Origin of the sequence: Flavobacterium sp. 1355 (assembly GCF_017833415.1) — a bacterium.
Taxonomy (GTDB): domain Bacteria; phylum Bacteroidota; class Bacteroidia; order Flavobacteriales; family Flavobacteriaceae; genus Flavobacterium.
Genome location: NZ_JAFICC010000014.1, coordinates 109,876 through 129,226, shown reverse-complemented (window position 1 = coordinate 129,226; position 19,351 = coordinate 109,876). Strand labels below are relative to the sequence as shown.

Here is a 19,351-nt window from a genome sequence, read left to right as displayed (position 1 = left end):
GAATTAGCATATTGAAAAAGATACTAAAACATCAAAAAGCAATAAAAAAACACCAAAATCATTATATAAATTCTATGTTTATTAACGTTACCTTTAGCAGCTTTCACAAATCATTCCTTTGATTTTCAAAAGCAAGAACCTATCTTTATCAATTAAATCTTACAGCAACAAAAAAATGAAATTACCTCTTTATATATTGGCCGGCTTTATTTTATGCACTTCTTTTACTTGCAAAAATGAAGACAAAAGTGTCCCTAAAATTCAGAATGCAGCAGCTAAAACAGACCGGGAGGCTATTGTAGAATATGCCCAGCAATATATGGGAACGCCATATTTATATGCAGGAAATGATCCTCAAAAAGGGTTTGACTGCTCAGGTTTTGTCAGTTATGTTTTTAAACATTTTAATGTTGATTTGCCGAGAAGTTCAGGAGGTTATAAAAATATTGGTACGAAACTAAATCCGGAAGATTTTAAAGTTGGAGATATTTTAGTTTTTTATGGTTATAAAGATCAAACCATTATAGGCCATCTCGGTATTATTTGCGAAGCCAACGGGATGCAGTCTAAATTTATACACGCTTCTTCTGGAAAAGTAAATAGTGTAACCATTACTTCGCTTGCTACAGAACATTACACCAAACGTTTTTATAAATGTATTGATGTTTTATCTAAATAATAATTTACACCTTTAATACAAAAAACTCCGGACACATTATATGTCCGGAGTTCTTCCCTTTATAATCAACCTTTTATTTTAGATCACTGTTCCTTTTAGCGTAAGTGTTTTTGGCGCAGTTTCTGCATTTGTTGTTACAGTTACTGTTTTTGTAAAAGCACCTTTATTTGCAGCATTGTAAGTTGCTGTTACTTTTGCTGATTTACCAGGCAAAACTGGTTCTTTTGTATAGTCTGTAGCTGTACAACCGCAAGATCCCACAACATTTGTAATCACAACAGCTGTTTTTCCTGTATTTTTAAATTCGTAAACGATTGCTTTTGGAGTTCCTTGTGGAATTTCGCCAACGTCTATAGTTTCTGCTTTCCAAACTATTGTTGAAGCTGCGGTTTCTGTTTTTGCAGTAGAAGCTAAAGACTGTACCGGAGCAATTGCTGAGAAAGACATTAATCCTAGGACTAAAGCTAACATCGAAATTTTAATAATTTTCATAGTTTTTTTATTTAAATGGTTACTGGTTAAATTTTACATTACAAAAGTATTACAGATGAAATCAACTGGCTGTTAAGCGGTTTCAAATCTTTGTTAACGACTTGTTAAGGGGTGTTTTTAATTTATTTTTTGATTAATATTACACTTTTAAATCCTGTCTTTTCTTGAAAATAAATAAACTCAATAGTATCATCCTGCTCGGATTGGTTGCCATTATCAGCATATTGGTAGCTCAATTGCTCTGGACAAAAGAGGCTTTTAACCTGGAGCAAAAAAAACTGAGCCAAAAAGCTCACATAGCTTTATTGGAGGTGGCCAAAAAATTATACGAAGGAACAAATCATGAATTGCCGGCGCAAAATCCTGTTCAGAAAATTGCCAACGATTATTATATTGTAAATGTTGACAATGATTTTGAGCCCGAAATTTTGGAATTTTACCTCCAGACAGAATTCAAAAAAATGAATATCACAACTGACTTTGAATACGCTATGTATAATTGCCAGAGTGATGAAATGATATATGGAGATTATATTTCGTTATCTAAAAAAGGGAGGGAGAACAAAACGGTATATTTTCCTAAACACAAAAACTTAGTTTATTATTTTGCTGTTCGTTTTCCAAACGAAACAACTTATTTGTTTAGTTCGATGCGTTTTTGGTTTATTCTTTCTACTGTACTGATTCTTATTTTATTGATTTATGTGTATTCGATTTTTAAGCTTTTGCAGCAAAAAAAATATTCTGAGCTGCAGCGTGACTTTATTAATAATATGACACATGAATTTAAAACGCCTTTATCGTCTATTCTGATTGCTTCAAAATATTTAATTGAACAAAATCCGATTAAAGAAGATAAAAAACTCCACACTTATACCGATATTATTATCAATCAGAGTAATAAACTTAACAGTCATATTGAGAAAATTTTAAGCATTGCCAAATCAGATTACGTCCCTTTAGAGTTAAAAACGGAACCTGTTTTGATTGTTCCGGTTATCAAAGAGACGATTACAAATATCCTATTAAAATATCCGGAGGCTGTTATCAAAATCGAAACTAACTCTGAGGATTATGTGATTGATGCAGATGTTTTTCATTTTACCAATCTAGTTTATAATTTGTTGGATAATGCTGTTAAGTATTGCAATGAGAAACCGGAAATTCTGATCCGGATTTTAAAGGAAAATCAATCCCTGAAACTGGAATTTGCCGATAACGGAATAGGAATTCCGCCAAAAAAAATCTCTTCAATTTTTGATAAGTTTTATCGTATTCAAAATGAGAAGAGTAACGAAGTAAATGGTTTTGGTCTTGGTTTGTTTTATGTAAAAGAAATTTGTAACTTACATTGTTGGAAAATAAACGCCACAAATAATATCGAAAAAGGCATTACAATAACACTGACAATTCCATACAAAAAATGAAAAATTTTAAAATTCTATACGCCGAAGACGATGAAACATTAGCATTCCTGACCAAAGATAATCTGGAACAGAATAACTATGATGTTACACATTGCTCTAACGGAAAAAAGAGTTTGGAAGTTTTTAAAAATGAAGAGTTTGATATTTGCATTTTGGATATTATGATGCCCAAAATGGATGGTTTTGAGCTGGCTGAAGAGATCAGGAAAATAGATATTGATGTGCCGATTATTTTTCTTTCGGCTAAAACATTAAAAGAAGATCGTATAAAAGGTTTGCGCCTGGGCGCAGACGATTATCTGGTAAAACCTTTCAGTATTGAAGAATTATTGCTGAAAATTGAAATTTTCCTGAAACGTTCACAAAAAAACGGCTTAGACAAAAAGTCGGTATACGAAATTGGTAAATACCAGTTTGATACAAAAAATTTTATTCTTTTTAATGAAAATGAAAAGGTTGGACTTACTCAGCGTGAAGCCGAACTTCTGAAATTATTTCTTGATAATAAAAACCTGGTTTTAAAAAGACAGCAAATCCTTAATTCTCTCTGGGGTGATGATGATTATTTTATGGGCCGAAGCCTGGATGTTTTTATTTCGCGATTGCGAAAAATTCTGGCAAACGAAAAAGGTATTGCGATTGAGAATCTACACGGAATTGGTTTTCGTTTTATAATGTAATTACAGTTAAATATTATTTTAAAAAATTCGTATTTTTAATATTAAATTTTAAGATATGAAACTGCATCATTTGCGTAATGCTACTCTGGTTATTGAAACCGAAAAGCATGTCATCTTAATTGATCCTATGCTGGGGAAAAGGAAAACCATTCCTCCTTTTACTATTTTTCGCTATAAACCGAAAAGAAACCCGCTGACTGCACTACCTAAAAACAGCAGAGAAATTCTGAGTAAAGTGACTCATTGTTTAATAACCCATTTGCATCCCGATCATATTGATAAGGCAGGTGAAGTATTTCTAAAAAGAAAATCAATTCCGGTAATCTGTAATGTTAAAGATGAAAAAAAGCTGACACAAAGAGGCTTAACAGTGGCACAATCTCTGGATTACTGGCAGCCACAGGATTTTCTGGATGGCAAAATCACAGGAATTCCGGCACTTCACGGTTATGGCTTTGTAGCCAGATTAATGGGAAATGTAATGGGATTTTTTATCGAACTTGAGGCTGAAAAATCTGTTTACATTAGTTCTGATACCATTTTTACAAATGATGTAGAAAAAGTCCTTACAGAACTTAAACCTGATATTGCGACTGTTGCCTGCGGTACTGCAAGATTAGATTTTGGTCAGCCATTATTAATGCGGATGGATGATATCTTAAAATTTACAAAACTGGCGCCCGGAAAAGTTTTTGCTAATCATCTGGAAGCTTTAAACCATTGCCCGACAACGAGAGAAGAATTAAAACAGGCTTTGATTATAAATAATCTTTTACGAAAAACTGTTGTTCCCAATGATGGGGAATGTGTGGAGTATTAGTTTATAAGTACTTTTTACTCTATTTATAAAAACTTAGATATTTTTGTTTTATAATTAATTCCATTTCTTTATAAATATTATATTTGGCGACTAAACCCAAAACAAAAATGACCAATTTTTTACGTCAAATAAATTTAATTCAGGATTTAAGCTTTAAGTTAAACGTTTCCAAAATAGATTTCATCAAAAAATTCAGTGAGAATGTTGATCGGTCTAATCTGAGTTTCGACCCTTTTGAGGTTTTTCAGTCAAGTTCAAATCATTATAAAGGAAATATTTACAATAACAATTTCGAATTACAAAAAAGAAAAAAGTTTTTTGACACTAATTATCCGTTTGCTAAAGCAACAGGAATATTCACTGAAGAAAATGAACAATTGGATATAAAGGTCGAAATTAATGGTTTTAGAAAAAGAATGATTATATTCTTTGGGTTTATATCTATTTTTTACCTTATTTTCTTTGCAGGTTTCTTCTTTGCTAATGACAATATTCCTTTTTTTGTTTTACCTTTCTTATTGATTCATATGGCTTTTATGTTTGGACTTCCTTATTTTTTCATAAAAAGAAGTGTAAGCAAAATGGCTTATGATTTAGAGAGAGATTTTCATTATTGGATAATCAAAAACTAATAGAAATTTATTAAAGAACCAGCAAACCAAATTCACGAAGTGTATTAACTGGTTTTGAATACCAAAACAATTCAAAATCATCAAACTGAGTTTCAAAATCAGTTTTTATTTCCTGAAAAGTATAGTGTTTGCTATTTGCAACTGTTATTTTTTTAAGCATTTCTACCAGCCATTCCCCTTCATTTTTATTGGTTTGGATTGTAAAACTTTCTTTTTTATCATGAAAAGTTAATGACATCATTTCCCATGTGTGCCCTTTTTTAGATTTTGAAAAAGATTCAGCAAAAGGTTTTCCTCCTAACCAAACCACTTTTGCATTTGGTTTTGTGTTAAAGTCATTTTCTTCTTGAAGGGCATTAAAAATAAAATCGGGGTCTATTTTTGTTTTTGGTATTTTAAAATCAAACCATTCCTGCAGTTCGTAATCAAAACAAATTCCGTGCATGAAATTGAAAAGGGATTTCTTTAACCCAAAACTAAATTTATCATGATTGATTCCTGTAGAATCAGTATATTCGATATCATTATTTGCGAAAGTTCCAATTGTTTCGGTTGCTTTTGTAACACCAAACTTTTCGGGATATAATCCAACCGGACTGTGTGCTGTCATTGCAAACTGATGCCAGAATCCTGACTGCAGAACTCCTGCTTCAAATAATTGACGTACCATTTCGAGACTGTCTACGGTTTCCTGAACTGTTTGTGTTGGATATCCGTACATTAAATAGGCATGAACCATTATTCCTGCTTCGGTAAAGTTTCGGGTTACTTTTGCCACCTGTTCTACTGTTACGCCTTTGTCGATTAATTTTAATAATCGGTCTGAGGCAACTTCCAGACCACCGGAAACAGCAATACAACCAGAAGCTTTTAATAACAAACATAAATCTGCAGAAAAGCTTTTTTCAAAACGAATATTTGTCCACCAGGTTACAGCCAGTTTTCTGCGTAAAATTTCGAGCGCCAAAGCACGCATCAGAGCCGGCGGTGCGGCTTCATCGACAAAATGAAAACCATTTTGGCCTGTTTGCTGTATTAAATCCTCCATTCGGTCACAAAGCAAATTAGCCGCCACAGGCTCATATACTTTTATGTAATCTAATGAAATATCGCAAAAAGTACATTTTCCCCAATAACAGCCATGTGCCATCGTAAGTTTATTCCAACGGCCATCGCTCCACATTCTGTGCATCGGATTGACAATTTCGATTACCGAAATATATTTATCCAAAGGCAAATCTGAGTAGTCTGGTGTCCCTACATAGGCTTGTTTGTAATCGTGTTTTAAGGAATTGTTTTTGTAGACCACTTCTCCATTTTCTAATAAAAATGTTCTTTTATACTGCTTCTCGGCTTCGCTAGAAGTGACAGCGTTTATTAATTCTTCAATAGGAACTTCTCCATCATCCAGAGTAATAAAATCGAAAAATTCAAAAACACGTTTGTCTGAAAGTGAACGCAATTCGGTATTTGGAAAACCTCCTCCCATCGAAATTTTAATTCCGGGATGATTTTGCTTTACCCATTGCGCACATCTGAAAGCGCTGTATAAATTTCCCGGAAAGGGTACGGAAATTAAAAACAATGTTGGCTGTACTTCTTGTATTTTTTTCTGCAATAATGAGATTAAAATCGAATCTATATAGGTTAAATCTTGTTGTAAGGCTTGATATAATTCGTCAAAAGAATTGGCACTTCGGCCTAAACGTTCTGCATATCGGCTAAAGCCAAAATTTTCGTCAACACATTCTACAATATAATCAGATATATCTTCAAGATATAACGTGGCCAAATGTTTTGCTTTGTCCTGAGTTCCCATTGTTCCAAAAGCCCAGTCGAGTTCTTCTAATTGTGCAAAACGGGAAGCTTCAGGAAGAAAATCCTCTTGGCAAATTTGTAAAGCCAAGGTCGGATTTTTTCCCTGCAAAAACTGGATTACAGCATCAATCGTTTTAATATATTCATCCTGTAAAGCAAAAATACGTTTCGAATTATCTGAAATTTCGTTGCTAACAACTTGGAACTTGAAACTTGAAACTTGAAACAAATCATTCAAACCTTTCTTAGAAAACAACTCCAAAATCACATCAATACCCAAATCTGCCTGAACTGATTCGACATTCTTCGTGTTCAGAAAACCCTTAATATAAGCTGTTGCCGGATACGGAGTATTCAGTTGGGTAAATGGAGGCGTGATTACAAAAAGTTTTGTTTTCAAGAAAATATATTTTTTTGCAAAAGTACGGGTTATTTAGAATTATTTGACAAAAGAAATTAATCCTAATCATTTGATTAACATCACAAAATATTTTATTTTTTTATTACTAATATAAAACTTATAAAACATTTTTTTATTCATATTTATCGCATAGTTTTTTGGCTATATTTGCCCATCAAATTGTACTAAATGAAGCTTAGAACTTTACTCTTATTTATTATTCTTATCAAATTTTCTTGTGTTTTTTCTCAAGAAATTAATCCGAATTCTTCCAACAAACATTTATTAGAAGATAAACATGGTCATCTAATTCAAAATTTGGAGGAACAAAAACAGTTTTTGAAAATTAGAGAGGAAAGGATGAAAGCAGAAATCCTGGATTTAAAAAAAGTAATTTTAAATTCAAAAGATGGAAGTTTAACTTCAAAAACTGCAGCTACTCTTCAAGGAGTAGAAATGTGTACTAATGGAGGTTTTGAGCAATATGAAACTATAAATGGCAGCAGTTATCTTAAGAATTTTCTTTGCACAATAGGCGACCCTCCTGGTCCAACACAATGTCAATCGATTAGCAATACTGCCGATTCATACATCAATCGCTATGATCCTAATAATATGAACATTATGGCAACTGGTGTTTCTTCCAATTTGATTGACCCTTATATGGGAGACATTAAAGCCTTTGATCAATATGCTCTTAAAATTAATTATGAGAACTCTTCTACTTATGGTTCTATTGTTCAGGGAAAAAGGTTTAAAACAAATAATGAAAATTATCTAAAATTTAATTACAAAGCGGTATTACAAAGTGTGTACGACAATAGTCATACGGATAATCAGGCTTTTGTAAAAGCAAGGATTTTAGATAAAAATAAGAAAGTTGTCAGTGAATTTTGTTTGGTAGGAGATGAAAAAAATTGCATTTTCAGTAAGGCTCCAAGTCAATATTCTGATTTTGTTACTTTATATACTACCAATTGGCAATCAGGAATATTAGACATATCATCAATTCCAAATAATGAAGAATTTACTGTTGAATTTATGGCTTCAAGATGTGGATTGGGCGGGCATTTTGGATATATGTATGTTGATGATGTTTGTATCTTACATTCTGCAGAAAATTTGCAAGGCTCTATAGAACTTGATCCTCTGAATAAAGTTTGCCCAACTTTACCAATTTCTGTTTGCGGTAATTATACTATTCCTAATTCTGGAGGAATTTCTGCATCTGTAAACAAAATCACTTTAAATGTTTACGACAGCAATAATGTATCTGTTTATAGTACATCAACTACGTCAAGCTTAGACACAACAAATAAAAAGTTTTGTTTTACATTAAAAAACAGTGATTTTCCAAATATTACAAATGCTAATTATAATATAGGAGTACAAATAGATTATAACATTTCTGGAACTTCATGCTCGGGAACCACATTTGATTCTGCTACAGATCCTGACGCAAATTCAGGCTGGGATATTTCTTTTTTGAATTGCTCTTCAACTTGTACTATTAATGTAACAACGGCCAAAATATCGCAATGTGATGCAAACCATGACGGAACTGAAATTTTTAATTTATCTACCTTAAATTCTTTAATTGTTCCTTCTACAACAGGTTTAAATTTTAGTTATTTCAAAAATTACAAAGAAGCGGAATCCAACTTGAATGCTATTACCAATTTTGCAAGTTATCCAAGTTCAAGTGCTTCTATTTTTGTTAGAGTGAGCAGGGATGCAACTTGCTACAAAATAATTTCTGCCGATTTAGAGGTTAGAAATCCAACAGCAAATATTACAGGTATTCTAAATGTCTGCTCTGGAAGCACAATATTAACTTCTTCACCAGGATCTTCATATTTATGGAGTACAGGAGGAACTACACAAAGTATTAAAGTAACTTCGTTAGGAAATTATTCTGTTACTGTCACAGATTCTTTTGGATGCACCAGCAATGCAAGTGTCACTATCGAACCCAGCCAAACTGCCGTATCTCCTGTTTTACAGATTACACAGCCCTCATGTTTTAACACTACAGGAACAATAAAAGTAACTTCGCCGGCATCACAATATAGTTTTGATGATGGCGTAACGTGGGAGGCAAGCAACACGAAGAGTAATTTATATCCTGGAACCTATTTAGTAAAAATAAAGACCGTAAATGGATGTACTTCTTATTCTGAAAGTGTAACTATTACAGCAGCTTCTACTTTGTATCCAAATTACACTTATACCAATCCTTTATTTTGCGGGGATACCGGCAGTATTATCATTCTAACTCCAGCTGCATACTATAGCTTTGATGACGGCGTGACTTGGGGAAGTAGTGCTACTGCTAACAATCTTTTACCTGCAAATTATAAAATTCGTACCAAAGATTTACAAGGTTGTATTTCGTCGGCAAACAATGTACTCATCAGCAGTACTACGCTTGAAACTCCAATTTATACAATCGACTTACCCGCTTGTACTGTAAAAGGAAGTATTACGATCAATACTCTCTCAGATTTTTACACTTTTGATGGAGGGAACACATGGGTTACAAATAACAAAATGAGCAATTTAGATGCAGGAAGCTATTCTTTAGGAATTAAGAACGCTTTAGGCTGTACTTCCTATTATAGCTATGCTTATTTAAGTGATTTTAAAGATTTTTATCCTGCATATACAACTGAACAGCCCGTTTGTGGCACAGATGGCAGTATTACTATTACTACAGTAGCAGATTCCTATAGTTTTGATAATGGCGCAACCTGGACTAGTAATAATGTTAAAACCTTACCTTTTGGAAATTATCAAATAAAAATAAAAAACAGTGCGGGATGTATCAGCTCTGGTAATTACGTTTCTTTATATCAGCCTTACTTAAATGCGCCAATTATTAGCACGGAACAGCCAACTTGTGGTGCAAATGGCAAAATCACTATCAATTCATTATCTGATTTTTATAGTTTTGACAATGGTGTAACCTGGACAACTCTAAACTCTAAGTCATTGCCTCCCGGCATTTATACCGTACTTATAAAAAATAAACTTGGCTGTACCTCTTATCCAAACGCTATTTACTTAAATAATCCATATATTGATATACCCGATTATACTGTAGTTCAACCTACCTGTACAACCTCTGGCAGCATTAAAATAAATACAGTTGCTAGTTTCTATAGTTTTGATGGAGGTAATACTTGGGGAACTTCTCCTACTCTATCAAATCTTAATTCATATTCATATTACAACATTGCAGTAAAAAACAGTTTAGGATGTGTTTCTAATTCTGTAAGTGTTTCAATTAAAAACGCAAACCTTCCTGATCCGGATTATACATTTACCAATCCAAGTTGCGGAAATATTGGTAATATTACATTCAACACTACGGCAGATTATTATAGTATAGATTATGGTTCAACTTGGAGTACAAATAATGTTTTTAATAATTTAAGCTCGGGTTCTTATTATTTAATAATAAAGAAAAATAATTGTACATCCAATTACATTTCTGTTTATCTGGACACCTCGAAGCTGGCACAACCCAACATAACAATTGTTCAGCCTGGATGCGGAACAAAAGGCAGTATTAAAATTAATACTGTCGCCAGTTCTTACAGTATTGATGGGACAAATTGGGTAACAAATCCTGTTTTTTCGAACCTTTCAGCAGGGTATTATTACCCAATGATTAAGAATGCTAAAGGTTGTGTCTCTAACTACAACTCGCTATGGCTTGAAGATTTTTATCTCCCAGCTCCTACTTTTAAAGTAACACAACCTACTTGCGGGGTTGGAGGAAGTATAACCTTTACTTCAACTGCAGCACAATACAGTATTGATGGAGGTAATACCTGGAGTACTAATCCTATATTTAGTAATCTAAGTGCAAACACTAGTTATTATTTAATGGTCAAAAATGCTTCTGGGTGCACCTCTACACGTTATGGTGCATCCACTAGTCTGCAGGAATATTATTTACCAAATCCGGATTTTACATACATTGAGCCAACATGTGGCGTTAAGGGAAGTATTACTATTGCAACAGTTGCAAGCTCATACAGCTTTGACTATGGTAATACCTGGACAACTAACCCTGTTCTTTCCGGAATTACTTCGGGTTATTACAACATCATGATAAAAAACGCAAAAGGTTGTAGATCTTATGGTTTGTCTATAAATATCAATCCTTACTATCTACCTAATCCAAACGTAAAAGTAATACAGCCAAGCTGTGGAAATGGAGGGAGTATTACCGTTACAACTCCTGCTGACAAATATAGTTTTGATGGAGGCAACACTTGGACTACAAATCCTATTTTATTAAATCCTGCAAGTACGTCTTATAACATTCTTATTAAAAATGCAACGGGTTGTACATCAAGTTCACAATATTTATACATAAACTCATATTATCTGTCTTCACCAAATATAAGTGTTATCCAACCAACATGTAGTAGTCCTAGCGGAACTATAATAGTAAATTCTACTGCAGACCAATATAGTTTTGATGGAGGAACAACGTGGACTACAAATCCTATAATGAAAAATTTAGCTACCGGCTCATATAATGTATTAATAAAAAACACTTTAGGCTGTACTTCTTCCGGCAGTTATGTCTATATATATAATCCTCCCTCAATTCCTGCCTCACCCAACGTAAAGATAGTTCAACCTTCTTCGTGTGGCGCCACTGATGGCAGCATCACCATAACTACATCAGCCATGAGTTATAGTTTCAATGACGGAAACAGCTGGACAACAAGTCCTACAAAAATAAATGTTGGGGCTGGTACTTATATTATTAAAATAAAAACAGATTCTTATAGCTGCGAATCAGCAACAACTGTTGTCAATTTGAGTTCTGGCACTACAATTGCGGCTCCAAATTTTACTACTACTCAGCCAAGCTGCAGCTCCTCGAAAGGCTCTATTACTATTACAACTAATGCAGCAACTTACAGCTATGATAACGGATTAACGTATGTTTTTTCTAATACAAAAACAGATCTTTCTCCAGGTACTTATTTCATAAAAATTAAAAATTCAACAGGCTGTGTTTCAAATGCTGCTCCAGTCACGATATCGCCATTATCAACGCTTGCATCTCCTGCTTTTACAGCAACTCAACCTACTTGCACCAATTTGACAGGATCAATTTTAATTAATACTGCAGCCGATTTTTATAGCTTTGATAACGGAATTACGTTTGGAACATCTAATACAAAGTCTAATCTATCAGCAGGAACCTATGATTTAATGATTAAATACAATTCGGGTTGCATTTCTCTTGCTGCACCTATAACTATACAAGCTGCACCTGCGATTCCTGAAGCGCCACAAGTTGTAGTCACAGACCCAACTGGCTGCAATTCGGCTACAGGCAGCATTATGGTCTCTACGGTTGCAAATCTATATAGTTTTGACGATGGTCTTACCTGGCACACCAGTAATACCAGCAGTTTATCTCCTGGAAGTTATTCTATCCGAATAAAATACACAAATGGTTGCGCATCTGTTGCATATAAAGCAACCATCAAAACTGCGCCAAATGCTCCTTCAATTCCGACTTTAAATGTTACGCAACCTATTTCGTGCAGTAATCCTTTTGGTTCAATTGTGGTTACAAGTACTTCTTATCAATATAGTTTTGACAATGGTAAAAATTATTCAGCCAATCCAAATTCAGGAAATCTAATACCCGGAACGTATATGGTCCGCGTTAAAAATACCACTGGCTGCGAATCTGCTCCAGTATCTATAATTATTAATGCCCCAACAGATTATCCTAGCACCCCAATATTTACAGTTATCCAGCCTGACTGTAATAATCTTAAAGGAAAAATTAGCATTACATCTGCAGCAGCAGAATATAGTTTTGACAATGGAAGTACCTGGACAACTACCAAAACGTCAATTTTTCTGGACCCGGCTGATTATTTTGTTAAAGTAAAAAACTCAAATGGATGTATTTCAGAAGCTGCAAAAGTTACTTTAATACCATTTACACAATTTATCGCCAATCCTGTTAGTCCGAATTCACAAGCTTTCTGTATTCAGGAAAATGCGACTTTAGCTACTCTTGCAATTACAGGTCAAAACATAAAATGGTATGATGCCTTAACAGCCGGAACTCTTTTGTCAAATACAACTTTACTTCAGGATGCCAAAACGTATTATGCTTCGCAAACTATAAACGGCTGCGAAAGTAAAAGAATTGCTGTAGCTGTAATTATTCACAATACACCTGCTCCTTCCGGAAATGCCATTCAGCCATTTTGTTCAGGTCAAAATCCTACTATAGCAAACATTGTTGTTAATGGCGTTGCTATAAAATGGTATGATGCAATTACTAATGGAAATCTTCTAGCAAATACGGTTAGTTTGCAGGATGGAAAAACTTATTATGCCTCTCAAACTCTTAATACATGTGAAGGTCCGAGATTTGCTGTTACAGTTTCTATACAAAATACACCATTGGCTCCAACAGGAGATACAAATCCGAAATTTTGCAAAAGTGAAAATGCAACTCTGAATAATATTACTATCAATGGACAAAATATAAAATGGTATGATTCCAGTAGCGCAACTGCTGTTTCGCCTGTTACAACTTTATTAGAAAACAATAAAACATATTATGTATCACAATCTATTGGCTGTGAGAGTGACAGGCTTGCTGTGACAGTAAATATTTATGATACTGCTTTACCAAGTGCAGATCCTTCAAAGGTTTTTTGTATAGACGAAAATGCTGCAATAAGCAATATCCCAATTTCAGGAAATGATATAAAATGGTATGATGCTGCAACAGCAGGAAATCTTTTGCCAAAAACTACTTTACTTGTGGATGCCAAAACGTATTATGCTTCGCAAACTATAAATGGCTGCGAAAGTAAAAGAATTGCTGTAGCTGTAACTATTCATAATACACCTGCTCCTTCGGGAGATGCTAATCAGCCTTTTTGTTCAGGTCAAAATCCTATTATAGCAAATATTGCTGTGAATGGAGCTAATATTAAATGGTATGATGCAATTACTAATGGAAATCTTCTAGCAAATACCGTTAGTCTGCAGGACGGAAAAACTTATTATGCCTCTCAAACTCTTAATTCATGCGAAGGTCCGAGATTTGATGTTACAGTTTCTATACAAAATACACCATTGGCTCCAACAGGAGATACAAATCCGAAATTTTGCAAAAGTGAAAATGCAACTCTGAATAATATTACTATCAATGGACAAAATATAAAATGGTATGATTCTAATAGCGCAACTGCTGTTTTGCCTATTACAACTTTATTAGAAAATAACAAAACATATTATGTAGCACAATCTATTGGATGTGATAGTGAAAGACTTGCTGTCCTTGTTAACGTGTATGATACTGCTTTACCAAGTGCAGATCTTTCAAAGGTTTTTTGTATAGACGAAAATGCTACAATAAGCAATATCCCAATTTCAGGAGATAATATAAAATGGTATGATGCTGCAACAGCAGGAAATCTTTTAGCAACTACAACACAGCTTGTAAGCGGAACTTATTACGCTTCGCAAACACTTAATAATTGTGAAAGTAAAAGACTTGCCATTAAGATAAAAATTCAGGACACACCGGCACCAATTGCCGATTTCAACCAGAATTTTTGTATACAGCAAAATGCCAGCATCAACAAAATTAATATTTCGGGACAAAATATAAACTGGTACGATGCCATTACTGCCGGAACAAATTTATCTGAATCAACCCTGTTAGAAAATGGAGTTACTTATTATGCATCGCAAACCATTAATGATTGCGAGAGCGAAAGAACGCCAATAACTATCAAGATTATTGAAGCAACAACTGGAGATTGTATTAATTATGTTGAGGAACTTCCTTTTCCTAAATTCTTTACACCAAACAATGATGGCCATAATGATACCTGGACTATTGATTTTGCCTATTTGGCACCAAATTCTTCCATAAGAATATTTGATAGATATGGAAAATTCATTAAAGAGTTAGTAAAGAATACTGACTGGGACGGAACTTATATTGGTCATGATGAACCTGCATCTGATTATTGGTTTGTAGTAACCCGACTAAATGGTGCTCAGTTCAGAGGGCATTTTAGTTTGAAGCGTTAAATAAAAAAAAGGTTGTCTAAAATTATTAGACAACCTTTTTTTATATAGAAATATGGTTTTTAGAACTTATGTTCCTTTTTACTAATTACCAGTAAAGAAAATAACGAAATGCAAGCCGCAATCGTCAGGTAAAAACCAACATATGTTAAGCTATATTTACTTGCCAGCCAGATTGCAATCATTGGAGCAAAAGCTGCACCAAGAATTCCTGCCAGGTTAAAAGTCAACGAAGCGCCTGAATAGCGAACATTTGTAGGGAATAATTCGGATAGAAAAGTTCCTAACGGTCCATACGTAAATCCCATCAATGACATTCCTAAACAGACAAAGAAAGTGACCATAAATGTACTTCCTGAATTTAAAAAATGAGAGAAGAAAAAACCAAAAACAGCAATAGCCGTTGTAGTGATAATTAATATTTTGCGACGTCCGATTTTATCTGCAACAACTGCTGAAACAGGAATAAAAACAGCAAAAAACAACACTGAAAACATCTGAATCAACAGAAAGTCTCTTTTGGCAAAACCCAAGTCAGAAGTTGCCCAGCTTAAGGTAAATACCGTCATTAAATAAAAGACTAAAAATGTTGTAATAGCAGCAAATGTCCCAAAAATCAATTGGTTTTTAAACGATTTTATAATAGTAAAAAATGGGATTTTAACTTCTTCGTGTTCCTTTTTTGAATTTTCGAAAGAAGGTGTTTCTGTAATTTTTGTTCGGATATAAAATCCAACCACAACCAATAGCGAACTGGCAATGAAAGGAATTCTCCATCCATAATCCATAAAATCTTCATTGTTCATCGAATCTGTCAATAAGAGAAAAGTCCCTCCTGAAAGTAACAGTCCAATTGGCGCACCCAATTGCGGAAACATACCATACCAGGCACGTTTATGTGGTGGAGCATTTTCTATGGCCAGCAAAACAGCACCTCCCCACTCGCCTCCTAATCCAACTCCCTGTCCAAATCTACATAGCATTAGCAATAAAGGAGCAGCAACACCAATACTGGCATAACTTGGTAAAAAACCAATTGTTACGGTTGAAATACCCATTGTTAATAAAGCTGCAACTAAGGTAAATTTACGGCCGATTTTATCTCCATAATGGCCAAAAAAAGCAGATCCCAAAGGACGTGATAGAAACGCAATCGAAAAAGTGGCCAGTGATTCTAATGTTGCCATCGTCTTATCTGATCCCGGAAAAAATAATTGCGGAAAAACCAACACCGCTGCATTGGCATAAATATAAAAGTCAAAAAATTCGATTGTGGTGCCAATTAAGCTTCCAAAAAGAACATGCTTCAAAGAGTTCTTTTTATTAGGATTATTTTTCATGGTTTAATATAGATTTATTTTTTAAGAAAATAGGATATAAAAATGAATCTAATTTCTGAAAGTAACAAACAATTATCTGTTAAAATAAAACATCATTGTGAAAAAACCATATTCACATTTAAACTTTTTAAAATAAAAAAGGATGCCTTGTGACATCCTCTTTCATTTATTTATTCTTCTTTTTGTTTGACTTTTCTTTTTTCAAAACTTTATCCGATTTTTTGTTTACTTTTTTGTTTAATCGTTTTTCAGCTTCATCAATAAGATAATCATATTCATTGCTTAACGTTGCCAGCCTCACTTCTTTTAATGTTTTTAATGCTTTTTTAAAATACTTCTGACTTTCTAAAAGCATTACTTTTTTAAGAAGGATTTCAACTTTATTAATCCCTTTGATTGTCAAGGCAAAATCAACAAGTTTTGTCGCCTCCTCATAATCTTCATTCAAAACCAACGTATAAATGTAATGGGAATATACCTCAAGGGCATTTATATTAATGGAAATTGCCTGCTGAAAATATTCTTTGGCTTCTTCATATTTAAATAATTGATCGGCCTGAACGCGGCCATATAAGCATAATGCCATTGTATTTCTATTATCATAAGACAACGCATAATCTAATGATTCTATGGTTTCTACCAACGAATATGGATAATTGTCTAGTGCTTCAAAAATATATTTGTCTATTGCTTTCATAAATCTCTTTAGATTTCGAAAATTCAAAAACTCTTATTCCCGATCGAAATAATCTTCTTTCTTTAATCTTTGTCTTTCCCGTTTATAATTTTTTTCCTGTTTTTGCTTTTTAAAATCAGAACCCTGAAAAACCCTTACCGGATTTCCACGCTGAATCTGCAATTGGTTCATCCATTGTGTCTGAAACTCCGTTTTAAATTGTTTTACAGTTTCATCTTTAAATTTTTGTAATAATCTTTCGGTTGCCAGTTTTTTGTTCTGATGTTGTGATCTCGAATCCATTGAGACAACACTAATCCCGGTTGGAATATGCGTTGCTCTCACCGCAGAACTTACTTTGTTTACATGCTGGCCTCCCGCTCCTGAACTTCTCATTGCCTGATATTGAATATCCTTTTCAGAAATTTCAGTTGTACTCGATCTTTCAATTTCAAAAATCCCGATAAACCAATTTTTGCGTTTGTGAAATTTCCTGAACTGACTTTGTCCAATCCACTGAATGGTGCCAATCCATGAATTTATAAAAACATCCAGATTATCATGTTCCAGTAAAATTGTGGCTGTTTCTACAGTTCCGTTCTCAATTCCGGTTTCTCTTTGAAGCAGGGTCGTATTTATATTATTTTCCTTTGCTTCTTCTATAAAGGTTTTTAAAACCTGAGCCACAACCCAGCTGCATTCTGCCGGGCCACGACCTGATGTTATTTGAATTATTTTTTCCATAATTATATTTTTTAGCGATCCATTCTAACGATTTTTGGAGTGAACGTACCCAGTACATCAACCAGTTCGCTTTGGTTTGCCATTACTTTGTTAATGTCTTTGTAAGCCATTGGTGCTTCATCAATATTTCCGCCAATTAACGTTACATCATTTGCTTTTAAGGCTTTATTGATTTCGCTTTGGGTAAATGATTCCTTGCATTTTCTACGCGAAAAGAGTCTGCCGGCACCATGGGACGCTGAGTTTAAACTCTCTGCATTTCCTTTTCCCTGAACAATAAATCCGGGAGCAGTCATCGAACCCGGAATAATTCCTAATTCGCCAGCATTTGCCGGAGTTGCACCTTTACGATGTACAATTGCTTCCTGGCCATTTACATTTTCTTTCCATGCAAAATTGTGATGATTCTCAATGGTTACAACTACTCTCTTACCTATTGCTTTGGCAATTCTGCGATGAATATCGTCATGACAAGCCTTTGCGTAATCGCCAGCCAGATTCATCGCCAGCCAATATTCCTGACCGTCATGCGTGTTTAAATCTAACCATGCTAAATGCTGAACATTTTTTGGCAGCGGACATTGTTTTGTGGCCAGATAGGTATAATGTTTGGCAATGTTAGCTCCCAGTCCTCTTGAACCACTATGCGAAAGCACTGCAAAATATTCTCCTTCGCCAATCTTCCATTCGTTAAGCGGATTGGTAATTTTTGCAATTCCAAATTCTACAAAATGATTTCCTCCTCCAGAAGTCCCCAGTTGTTTATAGGCTTTACTCAAAAGGTTCTTCAAAAGCGGAATATCCTGAAATTCACTTCTGCTAAACAATTCATGATCTGCTTTTATCGTGTGCGTTTCATACATTCCAAATTTTGTATGATCTTTCAAAATAGCCTGCAATTGATGCTCTTTTCCTTTAAAAAAAGAAGCCGGAATGTCAAAAATTGATAAACTCATTCTGCAGCCAATATCGACACCAACTCCATAAGGAATCACAGCATTGTCTGTTGCAAGCACGCCCCCAATTGGTAATCCGTAACCTGAATGTGCATCAGGCATAAGAGCTCCGGCAATAGAAATTGGTAATTTTAAAGCATCATATAACTGATATTTAGCTTGCTCATCGATTTCATTTTCTCCAAATATCGAAAACGGTGCCCGTGTGTTATTGAGCTGATGCATTCTTACCTGGACTGGATTCACCAGTCCTTCAGCAACTTTACCCCATGTTCCGTGCCCGGTAAACTTCTCGGGAAAGAGTAAAACTTCTTTAGCTTCTGTTAATATACTTTCTTTTTTTTCTCGTTTTCTGTATCGGTTTATTTGCCCTAAAGCAATATTGATACTATTGTTTTTTGGAAAGCCTATTTTAATAAGGTCTTTTCCAGATAATTTATTTCCCATTATATTTTTAATATTGATTTTCTTTTCAAAATCAATATTGTCCATTTTAAATCTGCCAACAGGAAATGCCAAACATTCAAAAATTCTAAAGGAATCAGAATGTTGCACAAATCAAATCGCAGGAAAAAAGCAAT

At 34.2% G+C, this 19,351-nt stretch carries 12 protein-coding genes; 6 read left to right on the top strand and 6 right to left on the bottom strand.

Annotated elements, in window-relative coordinates; genetic code table 11:
• Nucleotides 1-175 precede the first annotated feature (175 nt).
• A complete protein-coding gene (locus JOD96_RS18205; protein ID WP_209565648.1) occupies nt 176-679 on the top strand; it encodes a C40 family peptidase in 504 nt (167 codons plus the stop codon).
• A gap of 78 nt (nt 680-757) precedes the next feature.
• On the opposite strand, the gene JOD96_RS18200 is transcribed toward JOD96_RS18205, so the two are convergent.
• Nucleotides 758-1,171, bottom strand: a complete 414-nt coding sequence (locus JOD96_RS18200; protein WP_209565647.1) for a DUF1573 domain-containing protein — start codon at nt 1,169-1,171, stop codon at nt 758-760.
• A 164-nt stretch (nt 1,172-1,335) separates the two neighbouring features.
• Here JOD96_RS18200 and JOD96_RS18195 point away from each other — a divergent pair, with 164 nt between their 5' ends.
• The 4 genes from JOD96_RS18195 (at nt 1,336) to JOD96_RS18180 (ending at nt 4,730) form a co-directional block, all read left to right on the top strand.
• On the top strand, nt 1,336-2,598 hold the full coding sequence (locus tag JOD96_RS18195; RefSeq protein ID WP_209565646.1) for a sensor histidine kinase: 1,263 nt from the start codon (nt 1,336-1,338) through the stop codon (nt 2,596-2,598).
• Complete coding sequence (locus JOD96_RS18190; RefSeq protein WP_209565645.1) at nt 2,595-3,278, top strand: response regulator transcription factor; 684 nt, start codon at nt 2,595-2,597, stop codon at nt 3,276-3,278. The genes JOD96_RS18195 and JOD96_RS18190 overlap by 4 nt, the downstream gene beginning before the upstream one ends.
• Before the next feature lie 55 nt (nt 3,279-3,333).
• Nucleotides 3,334-4,098: an MBL fold metallo-hydrolase gene (locus tag JOD96_RS18185; protein WP_209565644.1), complete on the top strand. Its 765-nt coding sequence runs from the start codon at nt 3,334-3,336 to the stop codon at nt 4,096-4,098.
• Between the two features lie 107 nt (nt 4,099-4,205).
• Nucleotides 4,206-4,730 (top strand): hypothetical protein, encoded by a 525-nt coding sequence (locus tag JOD96_RS18180; protein ID WP_209565643.1) that lies wholly within the window; start codon nt 4,206-4,208, stop codon nt 4,728-4,730.
• A gap of 10 nt (nt 4,731-4,740) precedes the next feature.
• On the opposite strand, the gene JOD96_RS18175 is transcribed toward JOD96_RS18180, so the two are convergent.
• The gene (locus JOD96_RS18175; RefSeq protein WP_209565642.1) at nt 4,741-6,948 is read right to left on the bottom strand and encodes a B12-binding domain-containing radical SAM protein; all 2,208 of its coding nucleotides are present in this window, start codon (nt 6,946-6,948) and stop codon (nt 4,741-4,743) included.
• Between the two features lie 360 nt (nt 6,949-7,308).
• Here JOD96_RS18175 and JOD96_RS18170 point away from each other — a divergent pair, with 360 nt between their 5' ends.
• Nucleotides 7,309-15,057, top strand: a complete 7,749-nt coding sequence (locus JOD96_RS18170; protein ID WP_209565641.1) for a T9SS type B sorting domain-containing protein — start codon at nt 7,309-7,311, stop codon at nt 15,055-15,057.
• Nucleotides 15,058-15,116: 59 nt separating this feature from the next.
• Here JOD96_RS18170 and JOD96_RS18165 read toward each other — a convergent pair whose 3' ends face one another.
• The 4 genes from JOD96_RS18165 to JOD96_RS18150 form a co-directional block, all read right to left on the bottom strand.
• Nucleotides 15,117-16,394 carry an MFS transporter gene (locus JOD96_RS18165; protein WP_209565640.1) on the bottom strand — a complete coding sequence of 426 codons (1,278 nt, stop codon included), beginning with the start codon at nt 16,392-16,394 and terminating at the stop codon, nt 15,117-15,119.
• A 166-nt stretch (nt 16,395-16,560) separates the two neighbouring features.
• Nucleotides 16,561-17,091, bottom strand: a complete 531-nt coding sequence (locus JOD96_RS18160) for a hypothetical protein (protein ID WP_209565639.1) — start codon at nt 17,089-17,091, stop codon at nt 16,561-16,563.
• A gap of 33 nt (nt 17,092-17,124) precedes the next feature.
• Complete coding sequence (gene prfH, locus JOD96_RS18155; protein WP_209565638.1) at nt 17,125-17,814, bottom strand: peptide chain release factor H; 690 nt, start codon at nt 17,812-17,814, stop codon at nt 17,125-17,127.
• A gap of 11 nt (nt 17,815-17,825) precedes the next feature.
• Nucleotides 17,826-19,217: an RtcB family protein gene (locus tag JOD96_RS18150; protein ID WP_209565680.1), complete on the bottom strand. Its 1,392-nt coding sequence runs from the start codon at nt 19,215-19,217 to the stop codon at nt 17,826-17,828.
• Nucleotides 19,218-19,351 lie beyond the last annotated feature (134 nt).

Coding starts and splice junctions, on each gene's coding strand:
- JOD96_RS18205 (WP_209565648.1), top strand. CDS start 176: ATGAAATTACCTCTTTATATATTGGCCGGCTTTATTTTATGCACTTCT.
- JOD96_RS18200 (WP_209565647.1), bottom strand. CDS start 1,171: ATGAAAATTATTAAAATTTCGATGTTAGCTTTAGTCCTAGGATTAATG.
- JOD96_RS18190 (WP_209565645.1), top strand. CDS start 2,595: ATGAAAAATTTTAAAATTCTATACGCCGAAGACGATGAAACATTAGCA.
- JOD96_RS18185 (WP_209565644.1), top strand. CDS start 3,334: ATGAAACTGCATCATTTGCGTAATGCTACTCTGGTTATTGAAACCGAA.
- JOD96_RS18180 (WP_209565643.1), top strand. CDS start 4,206: ATGACCAATTTTTTACGTCAAATAAATTTAATTCAGGATTTAAGCTTT.
- JOD96_RS18170 (WP_209565641.1), top strand. CDS start 7,309: ATGAAAGCAGAAATCCTGGATTTAAAAAAAGTAATTTTAAATTCAAAA.
- JOD96_RS18165 (WP_209565640.1), bottom strand. CDS start 16,394: ATGAAAAATAATCCTAATAAAAAGAACTCTTTGAAGCATGTTCTTTTT.
- JOD96_RS18160 (WP_209565639.1), bottom strand. CDS start 17,091: ATGAAAGCAATAGACAAATATATTTTTGAAGCACTAGACAATTATCCA.
- prfH (WP_209565638.1), bottom strand. CDS start 17,814: ATGGAAAAAATAATTCAAATAACATCAGGTCGTGGCCCGGCAGAATGC.
- JOD96_RS18150 (WP_209565680.1), bottom strand. CDS start 19,217: ATGGGAAATAAATTATCTGGAAAAGACCTTATTAAAATAGGCTTTCCA.